The 23,810-nt window shown below is 34.0% G+C and carries 22 protein-coding genes; 18 read left to right on the forward strand and 4 right to left on the reverse strand.

Going from position 1 to position 23,810, the window contains the following annotated elements; genetic code table 11:
• Nucleotides 1-36 precede the first annotated feature (36 nt).
• The 6 genes from CIGNP91_RS03920 to gltS all read left to right on the forward strand — a co-directional run bounded on the left by CIGNP91_RS03920 (nt 37) and on the right by gltS (nt 6,993).
• Nucleotides 37-615 (forward strand): class II aldolase and adducin N-terminal domain-containing protein, encoded by a 579-nt coding sequence (locus CIGNP91_RS03920; protein ID WP_086226298.1) that lies wholly within the window; start codon nt 37-39, stop codon nt 613-615.
• Between the two features lie 106 nt (nt 616-721).
• On the forward strand, nt 722-2,194 hold the full coding sequence (locus tag CIGNP91_RS03925; RefSeq protein WP_086253438.1) for a peptidylprolyl isomerase: 1,473 nt from the start codon (nt 722-724) through the stop codon (nt 2,192-2,194).
• Nucleotides 2,195-2,196: 2 nt separating this feature from the next.
• Nucleotides 2,197-3,633, forward strand: coding sequence for a cell division protein FtsA (ftsA, locus tag CIGNP91_RS03930; RefSeq protein ID WP_086224827.1), 1,437 nt, complete (start codon nt 2,197-2,199; stop codon nt 3,631-3,633).
• Nucleotides 3,634-3,646: 13 nt separating this feature from the next.
• Nucleotides 3,647-4,834, forward strand: a complete 1,188-nt coding sequence (gene ftsZ, locus CIGNP91_RS03935) for a cell division protein FtsZ (protein WP_086226296.1) — start codon at nt 3,647-3,649, stop codon at nt 4,832-4,834.
• 163 nt (nt 4,835-4,997) lie between these two features.
• Nucleotides 4,998-5,648, forward strand: coding sequence for a hypothetical protein (locus CIGNP91_RS03940; protein ID WP_086253439.1), 651 nt, complete (start codon nt 4,998-5,000; stop codon nt 5,646-5,648).
• A gap of 142 nt (nt 5,649-5,790) precedes the next feature.
• Nucleotides 5,791-6,993, forward strand: coding sequence for a sodium/glutamate symporter (gene gltS, locus CIGNP91_RS03945; protein WP_086253440.1), 1,203 nt, complete (start codon nt 5,791-5,793; stop codon nt 6,991-6,993).
• Here the strand turns inward: gltS and CIGNP91_RS03950 are convergent.
• Nucleotides 6,986-8,893: a bifunctional C40 family peptidase/M15 family metallopeptidase gene (locus CIGNP91_RS03950; protein ID WP_086253441.1), complete on the reverse strand. Its 1,908-nt coding sequence runs from the start codon at nt 8,891-8,893 to the stop codon at nt 6,986-6,988. The genes gltS and CIGNP91_RS03950 overlap by 8 nt on opposite strands.
• 53 nt (nt 8,894-8,946) lie before the next feature.
• Here CIGNP91_RS03950 and CIGNP91_RS03955 point away from each other — a divergent pair, with 53 nt between their 5' ends.
• Complete coding sequence (locus tag CIGNP91_RS03955) at nt 8,947-10,254, forward strand: ATP-dependent DNA helicase (protein WP_086253442.1); 1,308 nt, start codon at nt 8,947-8,949, stop codon at nt 10,252-10,254.
• Nucleotides 10,251-10,709, forward strand: coding sequence for a hypothetical protein (locus CIGNP91_RS03960; protein ID WP_086235903.1), 459 nt, complete (start codon nt 10,251-10,253; stop codon nt 10,707-10,709). The genes CIGNP91_RS03955 and CIGNP91_RS03960 overlap by 4 nt, the downstream gene beginning before the upstream one ends.
• A 9-nt stretch (nt 10,710-10,718) precedes the next feature.
• On the opposite strand, the gene lolA is transcribed toward CIGNP91_RS03960, so the two are convergent.
• Nucleotides 10,719-11,234 (reverse strand): LolA-like outer membrane lipoprotein chaperone, encoded by a 516-nt coding sequence (gene lolA / locus CIGNP91_RS03965; protein ID WP_086228147.1) that lies wholly within the window; start codon nt 11,232-11,234, stop codon nt 10,719-10,721.
• Between the two features lie 120 nt (nt 11,235-11,354).
• On the opposite strand from lolA, the gene secA reads away from it, so the two are divergent.
• From secA to CIGNP91_RS03995, 6 genes are read left to right on the forward strand one after another with little or no spacing between them, the layout of a single operon-like run.
• The gene (gene secA, locus CIGNP91_RS03970) at nt 11,355-13,910 is read left to right on the forward strand and encodes a preprotein translocase subunit SecA (protein ID WP_086253443.1); all 2,556 of its coding nucleotides are present in this window, start codon (nt 11,355-11,357) and stop codon (nt 13,908-13,910) included.
• The gene (locus CIGNP91_RS03975) at nt 13,910-15,100 is read left to right on the forward strand and encodes an ABC transporter permease (protein WP_086253444.1); all 1,191 of its coding nucleotides are present in this window, start codon (nt 13,910-13,912) and stop codon (nt 15,098-15,100) included. The genes secA and CIGNP91_RS03975 overlap by 1 nt, the downstream gene beginning before the upstream one ends.
• Before the next feature lie 58 nt (nt 15,101-15,158).
• Nucleotides 15,159-16,055 (forward strand): branched-chain amino acid ABC transporter permease, encoded by an 897-nt coding sequence (locus tag CIGNP91_RS03980; RefSeq protein ID WP_086224817.1) that lies wholly within the window; start codon nt 15,159-15,161, stop codon nt 16,053-16,055.
• On the forward strand, nt 16,056-17,099 hold the full coding sequence (locus CIGNP91_RS03985) for a branched-chain amino acid ABC transporter permease (RefSeq protein ID WP_086226284.1): 1,044 nt from the start codon (nt 16,056-16,058) through the stop codon (nt 17,097-17,099).
• The gene (locus tag CIGNP91_RS03990; protein WP_086232728.1) at nt 17,096-17,860 is read left to right on the forward strand and encodes an ABC transporter ATP-binding protein; all 765 of its coding nucleotides are present in this window, start codon (nt 17,096-17,098) and stop codon (nt 17,858-17,860) included. Before CIGNP91_RS03985 ends, CIGNP91_RS03990 begins: the two co-directional genes overlap by 4 nt.
• Entirely contained in the window at nt 17,857-18,552 is a 696-nt protein-coding gene (locus CIGNP91_RS03995) for an ABC transporter ATP-binding protein (RefSeq protein WP_086226282.1), read from the forward strand. The genes CIGNP91_RS03990 and CIGNP91_RS03995 overlap by 4 nt, the downstream gene beginning before the upstream one ends.
• Before the next feature lie 67 nt (nt 18,553-18,619).
• Here CIGNP91_RS03995 and CIGNP91_RS04000 read toward each other — a convergent pair whose 3' ends face one another.
• Both CIGNP91_RS04000 and CIGNP91_RS04005 read right to left on the reverse strand, forming a co-directional pair.
• The gene (locus CIGNP91_RS04000; protein ID WP_086253445.1) at nt 18,620-19,261 is read right to left on the reverse strand and encodes an outer membrane beta-barrel protein; all 642 of its coding nucleotides are present in this window, start codon (nt 19,259-19,261) and stop codon (nt 18,620-18,622) included.
• Nucleotides 19,262-19,382: 121 nt separating this feature from the next.
• Nucleotides 19,383-20,648, reverse strand: coding sequence for an apolipoprotein N-acyltransferase (locus CIGNP91_RS04005; protein WP_086253446.1), 1,266 nt, complete (start codon nt 20,646-20,648; stop codon nt 19,383-19,385).
• Between CIGNP91_RS04005 and yajC the strand changes: the two genes are divergently transcribed.
• The 4 genes from yajC to CIGNP91_RS04025 are packed head-to-tail and all read left to right on the forward strand — an operon-like array spanning nt 20,621 to nt 23,805.
• On the forward strand, nt 20,621-20,911 hold the full coding sequence (gene yajC, locus CIGNP91_RS04010) for a preprotein translocase subunit YajC (RefSeq protein ID WP_086234673.1): 291 nt from the start codon (nt 20,621-20,623) through the stop codon (nt 20,909-20,911). The two genes, CIGNP91_RS04005 and yajC, sit on opposite strands and share 28 nt — an antisense overlap.
• On the forward strand, nt 20,898-22,481 hold the full coding sequence (gene secD / locus CIGNP91_RS04015; protein WP_086234672.1) for a protein translocase subunit SecD: 1,584 nt from the start codon (nt 20,898-20,900) through the stop codon (nt 22,479-22,481). Before yajC ends, secD begins: the two co-directional genes overlap by 14 nt.
• A 1-nt stretch (nt 22,482) precedes the next feature.
• Nucleotides 22,483-23,457, forward strand: coding sequence for a protein translocase subunit SecF (secF, locus tag CIGNP91_RS04020; protein WP_086253447.1), 975 nt, complete (start codon nt 22,483-22,485; stop codon nt 23,455-23,457).
• Nucleotides 23,458-23,466: 9 nt separating this feature from the next.
• Nucleotides 23,467-23,805, forward strand: coding sequence for a DUF6394 family protein (locus CIGNP91_RS04025; RefSeq protein ID WP_086226273.1), 339 nt, complete (start codon nt 23,467-23,469; stop codon nt 23,803-23,805).
• The last annotated feature ends 5 nt before the right edge of the window (nt 23,806-23,810 follow it).

Consider the following 23,810-nt stretch of genomic DNA (forward strand, 5'->3'; position numbering starts at 1 on the left):
AATGTTGTAATTTTTGTGCAAATTTTAGGAAGAGTTATGAATATAGAGTATTCAATCAGCGAGATTAAAAAAATCTCAGCATCGATGTTTAAAAAGAATTTTCTAGGTATTTTTCACGGCTCAATATCGGCAAGAATTGAGCATAATCAATTTGTTATTAATAAAAAAGATGCGATTTTTGATGGACTAAATGATAATGATTTGACACTTTTATATTCTAAAAAAGATTATAGATGGAATGATGCAAGCATAGATGCTGATATCCATCTAAATATCTACAAAAATATAGCTGAGGCAAAATATGTCTGCTATTCAATGCCACCATTTATTACTGCTTATAGCATAAATCATTCATTTTTGGAGCCAAAAGATTATTTTGGCTATATGAAATTTGGTAATATTTTTATTTATGATCCAAAAAGATTTGATGATTGGTATGAAAGAGCGCCATCAGAAATTTATCGCTATATGATAGAAAAGCGTACAAATATCGTAGTTATCAAAGGTTATGGAGTTTATCTTTATGAACGAACTGCACATGATTTGGCTAAATCAATAGCGCTTTTAGAAAATAGCTGCAAACTATTAAATTTTTCAAATGGATTTGCAAGTTGATTTTTGGGTAAATTAACTTTAAGAAAAATTTGATTTTAATGTTGATTTTAAGGTAATTTAAAAGCAATTTTTGCTAAAATGAAGCCTTTAGAAAAAAGGTGATTTGATGATAACTTGGATGCAAAAACACAAAAAATATTTAGTTGTTACGATTTGGGTTAGCACTATAGCTTTTGTTGGTGCTGGATTTGTAGGTTGGGGTGCCTATGATATGAATACCAATCGTGCCAAATCAGTAGCTAAAGTCGGAAATAGAAATATTTCAATTGGCGAATTTCAACAAAAATATGGTACTATGTATGAGTATTATATCAATGCTTCTAATGGCAAATTTAGCAAAGAACAAGCCGAACAAATGGGGCTTGATAAGATTGTATTGCAACGATTAATCCAAGATAATATTATGTTAAGTTATGCTGATGAGCTAGGGTTAAGCATCTCTGAGGAAGAGATAATTTTAGCTTTAATGAGTGATGCTAGTTTTTTGACTGATGGCAAATTTGATAAAACAAAATACGAAAATGCATTAAAACAGGCTAGAATTTCACCAAAAGATTATGAACAAAATTTAGCTAATAGTCTGTTACTTAAGAAGCTTTTTAGTGCTATTAGAGTTGATGTTAGCGATAAAGATTTAGATATGTTAGCAGCTAGCTACTTTATGCAAGATAAGGTATCTGCACAGATTATTGCTCTAGATAGAAATAGTATAAAAGTAGATGAAAATGAGCTAAAATCAATCTGGGAAAAAAATAAAGATAAATATCTAACCCAGACAAAATACAATCTCAAAGGCAAATTCATCCCAAAAGTTGTAAGTGATGAGAATTTAACCTTATTACAAGAGTATTATGAAGAGAATAGAGTTCAGTATAGAGATGGATTTGATAAAATTTTAAGCTTTGAAGCGGCAAAAGAGCGTGTAAAAGATGATTACGATATGAGACAAACAAGGAAATTAGCCCTAAGCGAATATCTAAAAGCCAAAAAAGGCGAAGTGGAGCTTGAATTTGATCTAATTGCCTTAGATGATGACTATGAATTTGAAGCACAAGAGTTGAAAAATACTCAAATCGGCGAATATATAAAGCCAGTTAAATATAGAATGAACTATCAAGATGGATATCTGATATCAAGATTGGATTCTAAAGATTTGCCAAAGCCTATGAATTATGAAGAGGCTAGAGAGTTAATAATAGATGAGTATATAGATAATAAACTAAAAGATAGCCTAGAGATTGAGGCCAAGAGAGCTTTAGATAATTTTAGTGGTAAAGATATTGGATTTGTATCTAGGGATTCTATGCCGCAGATTGATGGATTAAATGAAAATGAAGTGAGTGAGTTTATAAATTCAATCTTTGCAAGAAATGTAAAAGATGGCTATATAATTGTAGGCAATAAAGCTATAATATATAAGATCACAGATCAAAAATTAGCAAATGCTAATGATATATCGCAATATGAAAATTTATTAAGCAATAGTGCTTATAATATTAAAAATGAACAGCTAATAGATGATTTACTCTCATCACTTCAGCATAGATATAAGATAGAACAATATTACAAAGGTCAGTAGTCGTGGGAACTAAAATTTTAGGTATTGATATCGGTTCTACGCAGATTTGCGCTGTGATGGTAGAACACGAGCCAAGATCATTAGAAAATACTATAAAAGTTATCGGTATGGGAACTATCAAATCCCAAGGACTAAAAAAGGGCTCAATCACAAATATCGAATTAGCTTCAAATTCTATAAAATCAGTCGTAAGCAGCGTAGTACGGACAGCTGGAATTAAATTTGATAAAGTTATAGTCTCAATATCTGGTAAAGATGCAAAAAATATTAATTGTAAAGATGTGGTAAATATTCCTGAAAAAGAAGTAACAATCAAGCAGATTGAGCGCGCTATTAGTTCAGCTGAATATAAGGTAAAAATTCCACACGATTATGAAATTTTGCATACTTTACCATATAATTTTAAAGTAGATGAACAAGACAATATAGAAGATCCTCTTGGTATGAATGGTACTAGGCTAGAGGTGCAAGCTCATATCATTGCTGTGCAAAAATCTGCTATTATGAATTTACGAAAAGCGATAGAAAAAGCTGGATTAAAAGCTGATAATATTGTATTATCCGGATATGCTTCGGCAATTTCTACATTAAATGAAGATGAAAAAGCTTTAGGTACAGTATTAATTGATCTAGGTGGTTCTAGCTGTAATATGGTGATTCACTCAGGAAATTCAATTAGATATAATGATTTTTTATCAGTTGGAAGTTTAAACATAACCACTGATATATCTACAGTACTTCACACTCCACCAGCAGTAGCCGAAGAAGTAAAAATAAAATATGGCACATTAAAGCCTAGAAGTAACGAGCTAATAGTATTGCCTGATTTAGGAGATGAGAACTCTAGTCACGAAGTAGATATTAGTGTAATAATAAATGTTATATATATGCGTGTTGAAGAGGCTTTAATGATACTTGCTAAGATGCTTAGCGAGAGTGGATATAAAGAGTATGCTTCAGCCGGTATTGTGCTAACTGGTGGTATGGCTAAGATAGAAGGGCTTAGAGAGTTAGCTACTGCAATATTTGATAATATGCCTGTTAGAATTGCTAGACCAAGAGAGTTTAGCGGTTCTATTGATGTCTTTCAAGACCCAGCAAATTCATGCGCAATTGGACTTTGTCTATATGGTGCTGGATATTTTACTCCATATGAAATAGACTCTGAGCGAAAGCTACGCCACAAAGATGAGATAGTATTAAGACCAAATCCATTTGTGGCAACTAAAGAATTTGATGAGCATATCCCGCAGACTATTCCAAGTAATAATTCAGCTAATTTTGATGATGTTATGCCTAAAGTTCAGCCTAAGCAAAAAATGGAACTAGATCTTAAAATTGATGATAATGGCGACAAAGATGTCCTAAAAGAGAATATTGCCCTAGAAAAGGTCAATTCTGTCTCTAAATTTATGAACTATTTAAAAAATTTATTTTAAAAAGGGGCTTGTGATGAGTGGTTTTACAGTAGAAGAGAAACAAAATGTTTATGGTGCAAAGATTAAGGTTGTAGGTGTCGGCGGCGGCGGCGGTAATATGATTAATCATATCATTAGAGAAGGTATACATAACGAAGATGGTATGAAAACTGTGGATTTAATTGTAGCCAACACAGATGCGCAAGCACTTGATAGTTCAGCAGCCCCAAATAAAATTCAACTAGGTGAGAAAAAAACTAGAGGCTTAGGTGCTGGTATGCAACCAACTGTAGGCAAAGAGGCTGCAATGGAGAGTTATGAAGATATTAAAACAACATTAGAAAATTCTGATATTGTTTTTATTGCTTCTGGATTTGGTGGCGGTACCGGTACTGGCGCAGCTCCTATTGTAGCTCAAGCTGCTAAAGAGATTGGTGCGCTAACTATTGCTGTAGTAACTACCCCATTTAAATTTGAAGGTAGCAAGAGAATGCGCTTAGCAGTTGAGGGTATAAACGAGCTTAAAAAAGAGTGCGATAGCGTAGTAGTTGTACCAAATGAGAAATTAAGTAATATAGTAGATAGAAAAGCTGGAATTAAAGATAGCTTTAAAATTGTAGATAGTATTTTAGCTCGTGCAGTAAATGGTATGAGTTCAATCGTTCTTAGTCATGGTGAGAGTGATATTAACCTTGACTTTGCTGATGTAAAAACTGCTATGAGTCATAGAGGTCTATCACTTATGGGGGTAGGAGAAGCTCAAGGTGATGGCGCAGCTCAAGAAGCCTTAAAATCAGCTATGCAATCTCCATTATTAGATGATATGGATATAAAAGGTGCGATGGGTGCTATTGTACATTTTACCATTAATCCAGATTGTCCAATGAGCGATATGACTGAGGCGATGGAGATTATTGAAGCAGCTGCTGATCCTGATGCGGATATATTTTGGGGTACAAAATGTGATATAAATATGCCAGTTGATAAAGTTTTAGTAACTTTAGTAGCTACTGGTTTTTCAGATAGCAATATATCTAAACTTCAACCATCTACCGCTACTGCTAATGCAACTACAGTAGCAGCTACTAAAGAGAGTACTCCAGTAAAAGCTGAAGAGCCAAAAGAGAGTATATTTAGTTATCGTAGAGTTTCAGGTTTGGATTTAAATATTAGTAGTGATGATTTAGATATTCCAACAATTAGTCGTCACCAATTAGATTAATAAATTTAGCCCCTTTATTGGTGGTCAAGCTTAAATTTGGCCACCAACTCTTAAATCTATCTTTTATTTATAACTTAAATTTAACTACAAATTCCAAAATCTATCTTTTATTTAAGCTAAACTGAATATAATTATAAATCTAATTTAAATTTAAGGTGGTAACATGGAAATTACACTCAATTTTTACTCCACTAATTATATTTACCAAACTAGCATAGCTATAGTAACCACTCCATTTAAATTTAAAAATAATGAACAAATTCAACTTGCTACTAAAAATATTAATGAGCTTAAAAAAATGTGCGATGGCGTTGTAGTTATCTCAAATGAGAAATTAAGTGATATCACAGATAGTAAAGCTGACCCAAAAGATAACATTGAATCATTTGATACTATTTTAGCGAGTGCAGTAAATGGTATAAGCTCTATATTTCTTAGTCATAGTGAGTACGATATCAATATTGATTTTGTTGATATTATAACCGTTATGAGTAGTGTAGAATGTTTCTTGACGGGTATTGGCGAGGCTCAAGGCGAGAAGGCAGCTCAAGAAGCCTTAAAATCAGCTATGCAATCTCCGTTTTTAGGTGGTATAGATATAAAAGGCACAATGGGTGCTATAGTTAATTTTACTATACATCCAGATTGTCCGATGAGTGATATGGCTGAAGCTATTCAAATTATAGAAGCAGTTGCTGATCCTAATGCTGATATATTTTGGAGTACAAAATGCGATGCAACTATGCCGATTGATAAGGTTTTGGTAACTTTAATGGTTGCTGACTTTTTTGATAATGTATTTAAACTCCAATAAAAAAGAGCTCTAGCTAAGACATAAGAATAGATATTAGTAGTGAGAATTTGGGTATTGGCTATTATCAAAAATTCTCATAAATGCTTTATTGTTTAAATAAATTAAATATAATAGGTATTAATATTAAATTTTAAGGATTTAAATGGAAATTACACTCAATTTTTACTCCACTCTTTGTGCGATGGTTTTTGTTTTGTTATTAGGTACTTTCATCATCAAACATGTTAAATTCCTAAGAGTTTATAATATTCCTGAGCCAGTTGTGGGTGGGATTATTGTGGCTATTTTGTTATTTATAGCTAATAAATATATTGGGATTAGCTTTAGTTTTGATGGTTCGCTTAAAGATCCATTAATGCTTGCCTTTTATGCTACTATTGGTCTTAGTGCGGATTTCGCCTCTTTTAAAAAGGGTGGAAAGGTAATTATCGGATTTTTATTTATTGTGACTGGGTTATTAATTTTACAAAATTTAGCTGGTATCGGTGTGGCTTTGGCAATGGGTGAAAATCCTATTATAGGGATGCTATCAGGATCTATCACAATGAGTGGTGGGCACGGTACGGGTGCAGCGTGGGCGGCTGAGTTTATCAAAGAGCCTTATAACTACGTTCCAGCTATGGAAGTAGCGATGGCAGCGGCTACATTTGGTTTGATAGCAGGCGGAATCATAGGTGGGCCTGTGGCTAGATATTTGGTTGTGAAAAATAATCTAAGCGGACATCACTTAGAAGAAAAGGACGATCCAACTCTTTTTGAAAAGCCTGAAAAACGAAGATTGATAACATCTTCTTCATTTGTGGAGTCTTTGGCGTTGATTGCTATATGTTTGCTAGTGGGGACTGAGCTTAAAAAAATTGTTACATTTGTAACTATGCCTACATTTGTTTGGTGTTTGCTTACTGGTGCTGTGCTTAGAAATATCCTATCAGCAACCAAAATTCACACAGTATTTGATCGTGAAGTCTCTGTGATTGGCAATGTGAGTTTATCTCTATTTTTGGCATTTGCTTTGATGACTATCAATATCGCTCAACTTATCTCACTAGCACTTCCAATGCTAACAATTCTTATAGTTCAAATTATCCTTATGATCTTATATGTCATATTTATCACTTTTAGATTTTGTGGTAAGAATTATGATGCGGCTGTGCTATCGGCTGGGCATTGTGGATTTGGTCTTGGTGCTACGCCTACGGCACTCGTAAATATGCAAACGGTAACAAAACATTATGGCCCAAGCCACATGGCTTTTATCGTTATTCCATTGGTTGGGGCGTTTTTCATAGATATTATAAATGCCTTTATAATTTCAGCAATGATGGGATTGCCTATATTTAATTAACCCCTAAGGCGGCAAATTCGGGGCGATACTCAAAATGCATTGTATCAAAATGCTCCCATCTGCCGCCCCATATAAATCCATTTTTTTCAAATACCTCTACTATTTTATATGGAATTTTGTTTTGGTAACCATCTTTATTCCATAACCAGTAGTGGCTATTTGCTACATTTATATCTATAGCGATTCCCCAGCTATGCGGTGATAGTCTGTTGGTTTGTGCTATATTTCTATATTTAAATGTTCCGCCAATATTTTGAAGATAGATAATCAAATTTGGCTCATTTTTTACCAATGTATCAAGCTCATCGCTGACTTTTTGTAGTGCTTTGGCTGCGCCATTGATGGAGTTGAATTTGATCTTTTGGTTTAGGCTATTTTTTAGCCAGATTACTTCGCTTAGATTAGCCTCTACTGCTTCTTTGCTATCGCCATAAATTGCGTTAAAAAACTGCTCATTTCTTATCCGTCCAGCGTCTATTAACTTAGAGTTTAAAGGCTTTAAAAGTGGGTAGTTTAGAGCAAACATATCTTTTATACTTGGGCTATTTAAAATATCGCTACCACCTATCTCATATGGCATATATGAGTTGTTGGCAAATATTATATTGTTGTTTTGAAATTTGATATTATAACTATTTTGTAGGGCTAGTTTTGGATTTGGGGTTAAGATATTCATAGACTCTACAAGGCTTAATAAAAGCGCTTTTATATCACTTCTATCCTTGCCAATCTCGATATCAGTTATAGCTGTGCGACCTATGACTGCTCTAGAGTTGTTTTTGGTCTTTAAACCCCATGAAGCGTGAGTAACGCTGATTTTGCCATCTACTACGCCGGTGTAGAGCATGATATGGCCACGCATATACAAAAGTGTAGCATAAGGCACGCCAAATTCAACTATTTTGGCCTTTTTGTCTTCATCTGATAACTCTTTTAAATCTATTATTTGAGCGATTTGGGATTGTTGTTTGGAGTTTCGTGGTAGCCAAATTCCAAAACTAGCAAAATAGTCTTTGGTAAAAGCAGAGCAATCTCTAAGCTCATCGAGTCCGCCCCAGCCGTAATTCATCCCTATCATCTCATTTAATATTAGTTTAGCGTTTTTGGAGTTTAGCTCTAAATTTATAGTGGCGATATCTTGGCTGATTTTATAGCCTTGAGGGGTGATGAAGTTGCCATTTTCAATCTTTGTATATGGGACTAGGCCGCCGATTCTTGAGTAAAATAGAAATTTATTAGATTGATCTTTTATAGCGACTCTATCTTTGATAAATATGCCAAATTTGGATTTTCTAAACTCATTAGCCTCTTTTTTGTTTAGAATCTTGATATCATTACTGGCTACAAAGCCGGTAAATGAGTCACTTTGGATAAAGGCCCACGCACCATCAAGGCTAAAATGCGATACCAAAACTGGATGAAAGGCTTCTAAATTTGAATCTTGTAAGTAATCAAATGGATATCCCTCGCCTGGCCTACTATCTAAAAATAGTCTCTCTTTGGTAGGAAAACTCCTAACGGCGGTATCTCTAAGGATTATTGCAGGTTTTAAAACTCTTTTATAAGCTGCGAAATTCGCATTTTGTCTGTGTCTATCAAACCACTCTTGATCACGCAAAATATGGCTCTCTCCATAATATTTTTGCTTATCATAAGTGTAGGTATTAAACGCCCACATAGCCTCATTTATATCCACATCAAATCCGCTATCCCAAACGCTAAAATATCGATTGATTAGTTTATTATTATTTGATTTGAAGTTTATATCGGTATCGGGTAAGATATTTGCACTTTGATTAAAATCCAAATCAAGCCTTAAATTTAACTCATTTAGTGTATAGCTCTGTTTAGCGCAGCCTAAAAATATAAAGATTATTAGAAATAGTAGTGAATTTTTCATCTTTATCCTTAATATTTTTTAGGTATAATTCTAGCAAAAATAGGATAAATAGTTTGTTAAATTGTATTATAGAGCTTCTTAGGGATAATAATCTATTTTTAACTGGTGGTGGCGGAGTAGGCAAGAGCTATACCACCAAAGAGATTATACGAATTTATAAAGATGATGGCAAGGATATTGTAGCACTTGGTAGCACTGGGATTAGTGCTGTTGGGATCGGTGGGGTGACTATACATAGCTTTTTTAAATTTGGGCTTTGTGCTAATCATATGGAGCTAAAAGCTCTTGATCTTAAGCAAAAATCAGGGCTAAAAGAGTTATTTGATATTATCAAAAATATCGATCTTTTGATAATTGATGAGATATCTATGGTAAGTGCTGAATTGATGGAGATGATAAATTACAGACTTATACAAGGCAATTTCAAAGGTCGTGTGATGGTGGTGGGGGACTTTTATCAATTACCACCGGTTAAAAAGCAAGATGATGGTAGCTTGATGAGTTTTTGCTATGCTTTTGACTCTACTGCTTGGCATAATTTGAAATTTAAAAATGTTGAATTGGTGGTATCTAAAAGGACCTCTGATATTAAATTTTATTCTATGTTATCACGCATTAGACTTGGGATTATAGATGATGAAATTTATCAAAATTTAAGATCTAAAATCACAAATGTAATTCCAGAAGATAGCATAGTTTTATTTGGCAAAAATGCCCCAGCTGATATGCTAAATGCCAAGAGATTGGCTCAAATTCCAAATCCATTAATATCTCTAAAAGCTAGTGGTGAGATATATGATGAAAATTTAGATAAAAATGCCTATGAAAGGTGGGTAAATAGCCTAAATGTTTTGAGTGATTTACAGATTAAAATAGATGCTAGAATTATGTTTTTATCCAATAAAAGGGGCGAATACTATAACGGTGAACAAGGTATAATCAAAGAGCTAAATAGCGATGATGGCGGCAATATTATTAGTATCAGTGTCTTAAAAGATAGTGGCGAGATGGCACAGGTGGAGCCTTTTACATACTCTTTGATTGAGTATGAGAGAGATGGCGAGAGTATAAATGAGAGATTAAGGGCGGAATTTACTCAATTTCCATTAAAATTAGCCTATGCTATTACGATTCATAAATCCCAAGGGATGAGTATTGATAGATTGGTGTGTAATTTGGATAATATTTTTGCTAATGGACAGCTTTATGTAGCACTATCACGAGCAATTAGCTGGGATGATTTAAGTATAATTTATACACGCAAAAGAGATTTTTACTCATATCTAAAAAGTGTAGTAAATATAGATAAATGCGTAGCTAGGTTTTATGAAAAAGAGAATTTTATAAAGGAAGGAATATGAAAAAAATTTTTATGTTTTGGCTAATTTTATGTGGAATTAGCTTTGGTGATGTGGTGAGTGTTGAGGGATTTGAGAGTGATTTATACTCCAAATATGATGTAAATAATCTTAAAAAAATATCAATGGATTTAGAGATTATAACTAGAGATGATAATGTGGCAAGAGCGCCTATTTATGATGCTTTAAATATTGTTGTAGGTAGCTTTTATGCTGAAGATATTATGACCTCAAAGGGCAAAGAGAGCTTTAAATCTACTCTAACAAAATATATAGATAAAAAGCACTCTATAACAATCGATGATATATATATCATTAGGCTCAAATTCGTCGATGAAACTAATGTTCAAAAGATTCTTGATGCTATAAGAGATATGCACAACAAGGGTGATTCAACTCAGCCTAATTTGCCAAATTTACCAAAGATTGAAAATCAACTCTTAGATGGTAGATTTTAATAAAAAATTTTAATTGCTAATAATATCGTAATTGCTTGGAATTTGTGGCGTTAAAATATCTTTGCTTATTATTTTATCTTTGCTTATTTGGGTAAATTCAATTATAGCTTTATTGCCTAGTTTATCCTCATAAGCAATGAGTTTTGGTAGTGAGTTTTGCGTTATAATATCATAGACTACATCTTCATAAACTGCTTGAAAATTATCATCGCTAAGCTTTTTGGCGTTTTTTAGTATTTTAGTGATATCTGGAGAACTTTTTAGGTTAGTAATTATGGCTTGTTCTAATTCTGGTTCTATGATAATAACTTGATTATTGCTAAAATATATTAGTTTTTGCATTGGTGTGTTATATTGCCAAAATGCACCAAAATCACTATCAATAGCTAACGACCCAGTATATATTATCTTTTGGTCTTGACTGGTGATAGTTTGAGTAAATTCGCCAATTAAACTTTTAAATGTTAACTCATTAGCTCCAAAAAGATTTAAAGATAGGATAAAAACAAGTATAAATTTTCTCATATTTTGCCTTAAATTTTGAGTATTTTAGATAGATGATTTTAGCTAAATTTAGCAAATAAAAGCTTAAATTTAAGGGATTTTTAGATAAAATAGCGACTTATTTTAACTACAGGATATAATATGCTTTCATTCATAGCTAGAAAAATATTTGGAACTAAAAATGATAAAGAGATTAAAAAATATTATAAAAGAGTAGCCAAAATTAATGCCTTAGAATCAAAATATGAAGCCTTAAGTGATGATGAATTAAGGGGCGAATTTATTACTTTGCAAAGCTCTTTAATAGATGGCAAGGTTACTAAAGATAGCATATTAAATGATGTTTTTGCTATTGTTAGAGAGGTGTCAAAAAGAACGCTAAATATGAGACACTTTGATGTGCAACTAATAGGCGGTATGGTTTTAAATGAAGGCAAGATTGCAGAGATGAAAACTGGTGAGGGCAAAACTCTTGTAGCAACCTTACCAGTTGTTTTAAACGCAATGGATAAAAAAGGGGTTCATGTAGTAACTGTAAATGACTATCTAGCCAAAAGAGATGCTACGCAAATGAGTGCTATATATAATTTTTTAGGCCTTAGTGTTGGTATTATAGTAGGTGGCGAGTATGATGATACAAAGCGTAAAGCCTCATATGATGCTGATATTACATATGGTACAAATAATGAATTTGGCTTTGATTATCTGCGTGATAATATGAAATTTGAACTATCTAGCAAGGTGCAAAGAGAGCATAATTTTGTAATTGTAGATGAGGTTGATAGTATCTTAATAGATGAGGCTAGAACTCCATTGATTATCTCAGGGCCTACTAATCGCACATTAGATGGGTATATAAAAGCTGATGAGGTAGCAAGAGCTATGAAAAGAGGAGAGCCAGCAGCCACACCGCAAGATAAGCCTACGGGGGATTTTATTGTAGATGAAAAAAATAGAACCATAATGATAACTGAAGCCGGGATTGCTAAGGCTGAAAAGCTTTTTGGGGTTGAGAATTTATACAATTTAGATAATGCTATTTTAAGCCATCATCTAGACCAAGCCTTAAAAGCTCATAATCTTTTTGAGAAAGATGTCCATTATGTGGTGCGTGATTCTGGGGTTGTGATTGTGGATGAATTTACAGGCAGACTTAGCGAAGGTAGGAGATTTAGTGAAGGTCTTCATCAAGCCTTAGAGGCCAAAGAGGGTGTGAAAATTCAAGAAGAGAGCCAAACCTTAGCCGATATAACATTTCAAAACTATTTTAGAATGTATGACAAAATAGCTGGTATGACAGGGACAGCCCAAACCGAAGCTACGGAATTTTCTCAAATTTATAACTTAGATGTAATCTCTATCCCAACTAATCTACCAATTAAAAGAGTTGATAAAGATGATTTAATATATAAGAGTGAAAATGAGAAATTTAAAGCTGTAATAGAAGAGATAAAAATAGCAAATGCTAAAGGTCAGCCAGTGCTAGTAGGTACTGCAAGTATCGAAAAGAGTGAAGTATTTCACAAAATGCTAGTCAAAGAGCGTATAGCTCACTCTGTATTAAATGCTAAAAACCATGAAAAAGAGGCGCAAATCATTGCCGAAGCAGGTGCTAAAGGTGCTGTAACTATTGCAACTAATATGGCTGGTCGTGGCGTGGATATCAGAATCGATGATGAGGTTAGAGCGCTTGGTGGGTTATATATTATAGGCACAGAAAGGCACGAGAGCCGCCGTATAGATAATCAATTAAGGGGCCGTGCTGGGCGTCAAGGTGATCCTGGTGTTAGTAGATTCTATCTAAGTTTAGAAGATAATCTCCTTAGGATATTTGGTAGTGATAAGATAAAAGCTATTATGGAAAGACTAGGTATAGAAGAGGGTGAGAGTATAGAGAGTAGGCTAGTTACTCGTGCTGTAGAGAATGCTCAAAAGAAAGTAGAGAGCTTGCATTTTGAGAGTAGAAAGCATGTCTTAGAGTATGATGATGTAGCAAATGAACAGAGAAAAACTATATATAAATATAGAGATGAGCTACTAGACCCAAATAGCGATCTTAAAGAGAAAATAATCTCAAATAGAGAAGATTTAGTATTAATGATGTTAAGCGAGGCTGATGTTATAGAAGGTGGGTTAAGCGAAGATTTTGATACGAATAGATTAGCTCTTGTGGTAAAAGAAAATAGTCTAATTGATATTGATCCAAATGAGCTTAAAGGGCTTGATTTTAATGAGCTTAAAGGATTGATTATAGATAAATTGGCTGCTGATTATGAGCTAAAGATGTCGCAAATAGATATTGAACAAAGAAAAGGGATTGAAAAATTGCTATATCTTCAAATTTTAGATGCTGCTTGGAGAGAGCATCTATATCAAATGGATATCTTAAAAACAGGAATCGGCCTTAGAGGTTATAACCAAAAAGATCCCCTAACAGAGTATAAAAAAGAGAGTTATAATCTATTTATGGAGCTTGTGAGTAAGCTTAAAACAGAGAGTGCAAGAGCCTTACAGGTGGTTAAATTCAAAATAGAAGAGCCATCGCAAGGGCCAAAATCTAAAGATATAGAAACGCCAAAAGAGAGCCTAAAAACCGCTAAAAAACCATCTCGCAACTCGCCTTGCCCTTGCGGTAGCGGATTAAAATATAAAGAGTGTTGTGGTAAGAGTGGGCCAAAAATCGGAGTCTTTGCCTAGTGGTTAAGTATCTGCTATTTAAATATCTACGATTTGATAAGTCTCAGCCATTTATCACACTATCGGCGATTTTAGCTTTTTTGGGGGTTAGTGTTGGGCTTATGGTGCTTATAATTGCTATGGCTATAATGAATGGTTTTGATAAAGAATTTGAGCGTAAGCTATTTACTATGAACTATCCAATCACGATTATAAGCTATATGAAAGGCTCTATTGATGATAGCGATGTAATCAGGCTTAAAGAGCAGTTTAAAGAGCTTAAATTTAGCCCATATATCTCTACTCAAGCTATTGTAAAACATGGCAATAAGCTTGAAGGCGGTCTATTGTTTGGAGTAAATTTTGATTATGAAAAACAGATAAACTCTGTGGTAAAAGAGGCACTTAGCAATACTACTCCAAGTGGTTTTGAAATTCTTCTTGGCAAGGGAATTGCTGATGATTTTGCCCTTTCGCTTAATGAGAAGGTTACTATGCTATTTATGCAGCTTAGTGCTGGCGGATTAGTATCTATGCCAACAATGAAAAGATTTAATTATGTAGCTAATTTTAGCTCCGGATTAATCGCATATGATAAGGCTTATTCTTATACAGATGTTAATGCTTTGGCTAAAATTTTAGGCTATGAAAGTGGTAGATATGATGGAATTCATATCTACTCAGATAATCCAAAGAGTGATATTGTCAAATTAAATCAAAATCTATCCCCAGGTCAAAGAGCCATCGGATGGTGGGAACAAAATGGCAATTTTTTTAGTGCTTTGGAGTTAGAAAAAAGGGCGCTTTTTATTGTTTTAATGCTTATTATTTTGGTAGCTAGTTTAAATATTATTAGCTCACTTCTTATGACTGTGATGAATCGTCGTCAAGAGATTGCTCTTTTGCTTGCACTTGGTGCTAGTAAAAGCGAGATTAAAAAAAGCTTTTTTGTTCAAGGTGTCGTAATTGGAGGAAGTGGGATAATTTTTGGTCTTATTTTGGGGCTTTTTGGAGTGTGGTTGCTAGGTAGCTTTGATATAGTAAATTTACCTGCTGATGTTTATGGAAGCTCAAAATTACCAATGGAGTTAGCTTTAAGTGATTTAGCAATGATTTTGATTGGTGCGATAGTAATTGTTTTGCTATCATCATATTATCCAGCCAAAAAAGCTAGTAATGTAGATATTTTAACTACCTTAAGAAATGAATAAATTTACTTAGAGTTTAGTAGTTTTTGGCACAATATTAGGTTTATGCAGAAGGAAATTTATGGATATTACTCTATTTTTACAGCAGATGGTAAATGGTTTTAGTCTTGGTTCCATGTATGCTTTGATAGCTATTGGCTATACTATGGTTTATGGTGTTTTAAGGCTTATTAATTTTGCTCATGGCGATATTATGATGGTTGGGGCATATGTGGCTTTGTTTTGTATGACTAGTATGGCACTTCCTTTTGGATTTGCTTTACTTTTTGCAGTTGTTGTATCGGCACTTCTTGGTGTTTGTACTGATAAGATTGCTTATAAACCACTTCGCTCAGCTCCTAGAATTTCACTATTAATTACAGCTATTGGTATTAGTTTTTTACTTGAAAATGTGTTTCAAGTAGTGTTTGGTGGCACACCTAGATCATTTAATGTACCTGAGTTTTTTGAACAAGTAGTAAGTATTGGTGCGATTACATTGCCAGTTAGTGCTATTTTTGTACCAGTAATTACAATATTTTTATTAATGATAGTGTTGTATGTGCTTTATAAAACAAAATATGGCATAGCAATTAGAGCGCTTGCTTTTGATATTAGTACAGTTAATTTAATGGGAATTGATGCAAATTTAATCATATCTATTGTTTTTGGACTTGGTTCATCTCTTGCTGCCATTGGCGGTGTATTTTGGGCTATTAATTATCCTAGTATCGATCCATTAATGGGCGTATTAATTGGGCTTAAGGCTTTTGCCGCTGCGGTGCTTGGCGGTATTGGTAGCGTTGGCGGAGCTGTGCTTGGCGGATTTATTATTGGATTTACAGAGGTTGTTGCTGTGGCACTATTTCCAGATCTTGCAGGGTTTAAAGATGCTTTTGCATTTATCTTTTTGATTTTGGTTTTACTATTTAAACCAACTGGAATTTTGGGATATAATTTTGAAAAGAGTAGGTTTTAGATGGCAAGTAGATTTAAATTTTGGTTAGCTGTTATTTTAGCAATTGGGTTTTTATTTTTTTGTGATGCGTATCTAGGCGAGTATAGTTTAGGAATTGTAAATAATATTGCTATATTTATTACTCTTGCTATTAGCTATAATCTTATAAATGGAGTTACTGGACAATTTAGTCTTGAGCCAAATGGGTTTGTGGCTGTTGGGGCTTATGTAGCTGCTATTTTGCTTCTTAATGCTGATTCTAAGCTATATCAATTTGATGCAGCTGAGCCATCAAATATTATCTTAGCTATTTATACTAGTAATTTTATTTTAGCAATGTTTATCAGTGGTGTTTGTGCTACACTTTTAGCTTTACTGCTTGCTATGCCTGTATTTAGAGTTAGGGGTGATTATTTAGCTATTGTTACTTTGGGGTTTGGTTTTATAATTCAACTTTTAGCTGTAAATTTTCCTGCCTTTACAAATGGTTCAATTGGCTTAAATGAGGTTATGAGAGTAGATAGTAATGGAGATTTAAGCCGTTTTACAAATATTTTTTATAGTGGTGGACTGGCTATTTTTGCTACTGTTGTAATTTTAAATTTAGTATATTCTAAATTTGGCCGAGCTATGAAGGCCGTAAGAGATGATGAAGACGCAGCTATTGCGATGGGGATTAATACCTTTGCTACTAAGACTACAGCGTTTTGTGTAAGTGCATTTTTTGAAGGTATGGGTGGAGCTTTACTAGTTGGATTATTAGGTAGTGTTAGTCCTGATCAATTTACATTTATGTTTACATTCTTACTGCTTATTATCATAGTGCTTGGCGGACTTGGTAGTACTACTGGAGCTATTATTGGTACAGTGTTAGTAATTGGTGGTAGTGAGTGGCTAAGATTTTTAGATGAGCCTATGAATATCTTTGGCTATCAAACTGAGGCTTACCCAGGGCTTAGAATGGTTGTATTCTCATTAGTATTAATCTTTGTAATGCTATTTGCTAGAAAGGGTATTATGGGGCAGATGGAGCTAGGGGATCTATTTAGAGGTAGACGCAAATGATATTAGAACTAAGTAAAATTTGTAAAAATTTTGGTGGTGTAGAGGCTATCAAAGAGACTAGCTTTGGTGTAAAAAGTGGAGAGATTTTTGGGCTTATTGGGCCTAATGGGGCTGGAAAAACTACTATGTTTAATATAATTACTGGAGCCTATGAGCCAAGCAGTGGTGAGATCAAATTTGATGGCAAAATATTAAATGGAATTAAGCCAAATAAAATTGTAAATTTAGGTATTGCTAGAACATTTCAAAATATTCGTCTTTTTGGTTCTCTTACTGTCTTAGAAAATGTATTAATCGGCTTAAATAGCTCAACAAAATATAGTTTTTTAGAAGCTTGTTTGCATCTTGGTAGATTTGCTAAATCTGAAAGAATAGCCAAAGAGTGTGCTATGGGAATTTTAGAGCGTTTAGGTATTGCTAGATATGCTAATGAATTTGCTAAAAACTTAAGTTACGGAACGCAGCGCAAAGTAGAGATAGCAAGAGCGTTAGCAACTAATCCAAAACTACTTTTACTAGATGAACCAGCAGCTGGTATGAATCCTAGCGAGACTGATGAGTTAGCAAATTTAATATTTGATCTTAGGGCTACTGATGGATTATCTATTTTATTAATTGAGCATGATATGAAATTTGTAAATCATCTTTGTGATAGGGTTTTGGTGCTTGATTATGGTAGGGTGATTTTTACTGGCTCGCCAGCTGATGCGGTAAAACACGAAGATGTTATAAGTGCTTATTTAGGGGATTTTATACAATGATAGATGTTGGAAATTTGCATGTATATTATGGAATGATTGAGGCTGTAAAGGGGATTAGCTTTTCTGTGCAAACTGGTCAAATAGTAAGCTTAATCGGCTCAAATGGTGCTGGAAAGAGTAGCACCTTAAATGCACTTATAAACTCAGTTAAAAGAAGTGGCCAGATAAATTTCTTAGGATATGATACTAGTAGGCATAAAACTCATACACTTGTAAGGCAAGGAATTGCTTTGGTGCCTGAAGGTAGAAGAGTATTTATAAACTTAACCGTAGAAGAAAATCTTAAAATGGGTGCTTTTAATAATGATGAAAACTATGAGCATTTAAAAGAGACTATGTATGATCTATTTCCAAGGCTTAAGCAAAAGCGTGATCAACTTGCTGGAACTCTAAGCGGTGGAGAAGCTCAAATGTTAGCTATATCTAGAGCTTTAATGAGTGAGCCAAAGCTTTTAATGCTTGATGAGCCTAGCCTTGGCCTAGCTCCTAAGATTGTAGGCGAGGTTTTTGATATTATTGAGAGGCTTAAAGAAGAGGGTATTACTATATTATTGGTTGAGCAAAATGCATTTTTAGCGCTTAAAACCAGTGATTATACCTATGTATTAGAAAATGGCCATATCGTTATGGAAGGTGTATCAAAAGATATGATAGGCAACGATGAAATTCGCAAAAGATATCTTGGTGCATAATTGTAAATTTAGATAGATTTAGAGTAAATTTAAGTATAAATTAGGGCGAGTTTCTTCGCCCATTTTATTAAAATTTATAGTTATATCCTACATATACACCATAGTTAAGTATGTTATCATAATCTTCTATACCAGTTGTTTGGTAGTCGCCTTTTATACCAAATTCAATCTCATTATTTTCAATAACTTCATAGATGCCACCAAGTTTTAGACCAAATAGCGCACCTGTGCCAGTTGTCGGATCATTATCTATGCCATATTTAACGCCATCTATAGTATATTCTGCTTGGCCTGAGAATTCACCCTTAACAATTGAGAGACCGGTATAAGCACCTAGAGCTAATTTAAAGCTATCTGTTAATGATGGAGTATAATCAGCTCCTACTAAAATATTGTGAGTTTGCCAGTTAAATTCACCATTTATAAAATCTGCGCCATCTTTCATATTATAATCTTCGCTGCCTTTAGTTCTATATGAGTAGCCACCCCAAACTCTAAAAGCATCAAAGTCATAACCACCTTTTAATCCAAGCTCAACGGAGGTATCTTTTGGGTCATCAAGTACTGATGGGTATATATCATCTAGTTTGACTTGACTTTGCAATAATGCACCTTCAACCCCTACAAATACGCCTTGTGCTGCTGCGCTGCTACTTAAAATAGCTGTAGCTGCTATGGCAGCAGCACCAAATTTAAATATATTTGTCAAAAAAATCCTTGTATAATAAATTTGGATAAAATCCGCGTAACGTTATACCCCCACCCTATAAAAGTGAGCTGAAATTCAGTAAAAACCAGATAAAAATTCAAATATATTACCCATAGTGTCACTATGGAGTAATCATCTGGCTTGGACTACCATTTACACTATGATAGATTGTGGTTTTGTATTTATATGCTTTTAGTTTTAGTAGTTTGCTTTGTAAATTTGGCTGAGTAGATGGGCTAAACCACGCATTATTGCTAATAGCTATCATAAATTTAGGATTATCCTTAAATAGCTCATCTTTGGTAGCTTCATAGCAGATAGCATTTCGTATCTTGACCCCATCAATCTCATAATCACTTACGCTATTAGCATGACTATAATCTACGGCTGAATCAAAGAATATCTCATTTATTAAATTTTTAATAAAATTTGGAAGTGGAATCTCTTCGCCAAATGGCACTAATATTAGCTTGTCAAGTCTTTTTATTTCCCCTTTATCAAAAAGATAGGTTGAATTATATATCTTATTATTATTAGCTCCTAGAGCTCCAGCTACGATGGCGATTTGATATGATTTTTGTTTTAAAACGCTAAGTAAAATTTCACTATGATTTAAAAATAGTGGAAATGAACTCTCAGGTAAAACTACAATTCTAGAGCCATCGCTTATAGCTTGATCAATCATATCAAGATTGCTTTTTACAATTTTATCTTTTATAGAGCGTTCCCAGATTTTATCTTGACTAATATTTGTGCTAATAAGTGAGATATCAAAAGGAAGGCTTTTAGACTCAGTTTTATAGTTGTAATTAATCGCTAAAGAGCAAATAAGCAATGAGATACCAAAATATATATTAAATTTAATAGCTATAATTATAGATATAAGCACCAAAGCAAGAGTATAAATAGTAGGCTTAAAAATCGTATCGACAAATATCAATTCAAAATTCAACCAATCAAAGCCAAAAGGTGCCACATAGCTAGCAAATAGCAAGAAAATAGCCTTGATATAGATACTCTCTAGCCAACTAACAGCTAAAAATATAAAGCCATATATTAAGCAAATTCCCAAAATTTCAATAGGTATAAGATAGCCAAAATTATAATAAATCAAACTAAAACTAATCCAATAAAACCAAAATAATCCGATAAAAAACCCACTCCAAAACCAAATTTTTCTATCGCTTTTTAAAAGGATATATAAGCCTATAATCGCACTTAAAAGCCCTAAATTTGCTATGTATTTTAAATTTAGTAGATCCAAAAATATAAAAAGGGATAGCAAAATAGAGATTATAAAGCCTTTTATTATAAATTTTAATGTAAAATAGGCAACTAATTTTTTCTTAAAGGATTTACATGGCAGAAAATTCAATGCTAACTTCATTATTACCTCTTGTTGTATTGTTTGCAATATTCTATTTTTTGGTTATTAGACCACAGCAAAAGCAGCAGCGTGAGCATAAAAATATGCTAGCAAATCTCCAAAAAGGTGATAAAATCATCACAAATGGAGGCTTAGTATGCGAAGTGGTAAAACCAGACGATGATTTTATCAAAGTTAAGCTTAATGATGATGTAATTGTCCGCATTGATAGAAATTTTGTCGCTAAAAAATTAGACAAAATAGAGTCAAGTGATGAGAAGTAGGGTAACTTATAGGCTTATAGTTTTTATCCTTGCTTTAGTGTTTGGTATATTTTTTTCTATACCAAGCTTTACTGATAGTCAAAATGGTAAAAAGGTAAGCCTAGGGCTTGATTTACAAGGTGGTTTATATATGCTATTAAGCGTCCAAACAGACGCAGCCTTAATATCCAAAATTAAATCAATAGCTTCAGCTATTAAATACGATACTGATAAAAATGATATCTTAGTAGATAGATTAAAAGCCGATGAGAGCGGGATTAGTATAGCTCTTTTAGATAGTGATGATATCAAGAAATTAGATGGAATTTTATCTAAAATCAGTGGTATTGAAATTCAAAAAGATGAGCTAAATTACAGAATTTTACTCACCCCGCAAGAGAAGATCGACACAGCCAAATACGCAGTAGATCAAGCAGTAGAGACTATCAGAAATCGCTTAGATCAATTTGGCTTGGCTGAGCCTACGGTAATTAAGCAAGGTGAAGATAAAATTTTAGTTGAACTTCCTGGTATTAAAAATGCAGCCGATGAGCAAAGAGCTATGGATTTGATAGCCAAATCAGCGCATTTACAGCTCATGGCAGTAGATGAAAAACGCCAAGATATGGCTCAAACTATGAACGAAGATGAGGCCGCAGCTTATGGAGATCTATTATTAAGCGATGCTAGAAATCCAAGATATAAGTATTTAGTTAATGAAATTCCTGTTTTAGATGGTAGTATGCTAGTAGATGCTAAGGTGGCATTTGATAATCAAACAAATATGCCAATTATAAATTTTACTCTAAATGCTCAAGGTGCTAAGATATTTGGGGATTTTACTGGGGCAAATGTAGGTAAAAGACTTGCTATAGTATTAGATAATAGAGTATATTCAGCTCCATCTATTAATGAGAGAATCGGCGGCGGAAGCGGTCAGATAAGTGGTGGATTTAGTGTAGAAGAGGCTAGAGATGTGGCTATAGCTTTAAGAAGCGGGGCATTGATAGCTCCTGTGAATTTAGAAGAGAAAAGAAGCATAGGCCCAAGTCTAGGTCAGCAAAGTATCGATCAAAGTATGGTGGCGCTATCTGTGGGTGCTATTTTGGTTTTGATATTTATGGTTATGGTGTATGGTCTAGCTGGAGTTTTGGCTAATATCGCTTTGGTTGTTAATATAGTGCTACTTATAGCGGTTATGGCTCTATTTGGTGCGACGCTTACACTTCCTGGTATGGCTGGTATTTTGCTTACTATCGGTATGGCCGTGGATGCCAATGTGATTATAAATGAGCGCATTAGAGAGCTTTTAAAAGAGGGTCACAATATCCACACTTGTATCCAAAAGGGCTATCAAAACGCTATGAGCGCTATCGTGGATTCGAATTTAACCACGCTTATAACTTCAGCTGCTCTGTATGCTTATGGCACTGGACCTGTAAAGGGCTTTGCTGTAACTATGAGTATAGGTATTGTAGCCTCTATGCTTACGGCGATTTTAGGTACCCATGGGATGTTTGAGTTTTTAAGTCGCAAGATAGAAAAGGGTAGTAGCGTGCTGTGGTTTGGTTATAGGATTAAAAGGGGCTAAAATGCAGATATTTGATAAGAGTAAAATATATAATTTTATGAGCATTAGATGGGTGATGTTTGCTCTTAGTGGTGTGCTGTTTTTTGGTTCTATTGCGCTTTTATTTACCAAGGGGTTAAATTATGGGATTGACTTTGCTGGTGGGACGCTAATTCAGGTTAAATATCATGATAAGGATGCGCCAATAGATTTGATTAGGCAGAAATTTGCTAGTAATGAAATTTTGAAAAATGCTAGTATCACAGAGTTTGGTTCAGCTAGCGAAATCACCATTAGATATACCACAACTAGTGATAGTTTGGGCAATAATCCTGGGGATTTTGTGGCTGATATGCTTAAAGGTAGTGGGGAATTTGAGATTCGCCGAGTTGATGTAGTAGGGCCAAAAATCGGTAGCGAATTAAGGCAAAAAGGTATAATGGCTATTGCGGTTTCGCTTATTTTGATACTTGTTTATATCGGTATTAGGTTTGAGTGGAGATTTGCAATAGCAGCTATATTTAGTGAAATTCACGATGTAGTTATCGTGCTTGGGGCTATTAGTTTGCTTAGTATTGATGTGAATTTAGATACCTTAGCGGCGGTTTTAACTGTTTTAGGATACTCTCTAAATGATACTATTATTATATTTGATAGGATTAGAGAGAGGATTAGAGAGAGTAAATTTATAGAGTTATTTGGGGTAATTAATGAGTCTGTATCGCTTACTCTTTCTAGGACTTTGATGACTTCTGTGACTACGCTTTTAGCGGTGATTACGCTATTTTTCTATGGTGGAGATATGATACATGGATTTTCTACTATTATGATAATTGGAATTTTAATCGGCACTCTAAGCTCGGTTTTTATAGCAGCACCTATGCTAAGTTGGTTTAGATTTAGTGTTGAGGGTTATAGAGCGTTGATTGTTGCTAAGGAGCTAAGAAAAAAAGAGAAAGAGAAAATTCGCGCTATGTATGAAAAAGGTAGATTATAAGGAGTTTATATGGATTGGGGTAAGGTTATATTTACATTTTTTGCGCTTATGAGCTTGACTACTACGGCTGGGTTTTTGTTTGAAGATAGTGCTGTGGCTTTGTTTATCGCTGCTAGTATAAATTTGATCTCAACTCTATTGAAAGTAGGAGTGAGAAATTTGCTCGCAGCGGAGCTTTTTGCTAGTTCATTGGTGGCTGATTTACACCTAATTCCTGCTTTTGTATTACTAATAACTGGCTATAGTCAAAGTATGGTATATACGCTAGTTATAGGTGCGATTTTGGCAAATATATTTTCTATTATTTTGATATTGATAGAAGCGTATAAAACTAGAGATGAATTTTAAGGATA

The organism is Campylobacter sp. P091 (assembly GCF_002138935.1).
Taxonomy (GTDB): domain Bacteria; phylum Campylobacterota; class Campylobacteria; order Campylobacterales; family Campylobacteraceae; genus Campylobacter; species Campylobacter devanensis.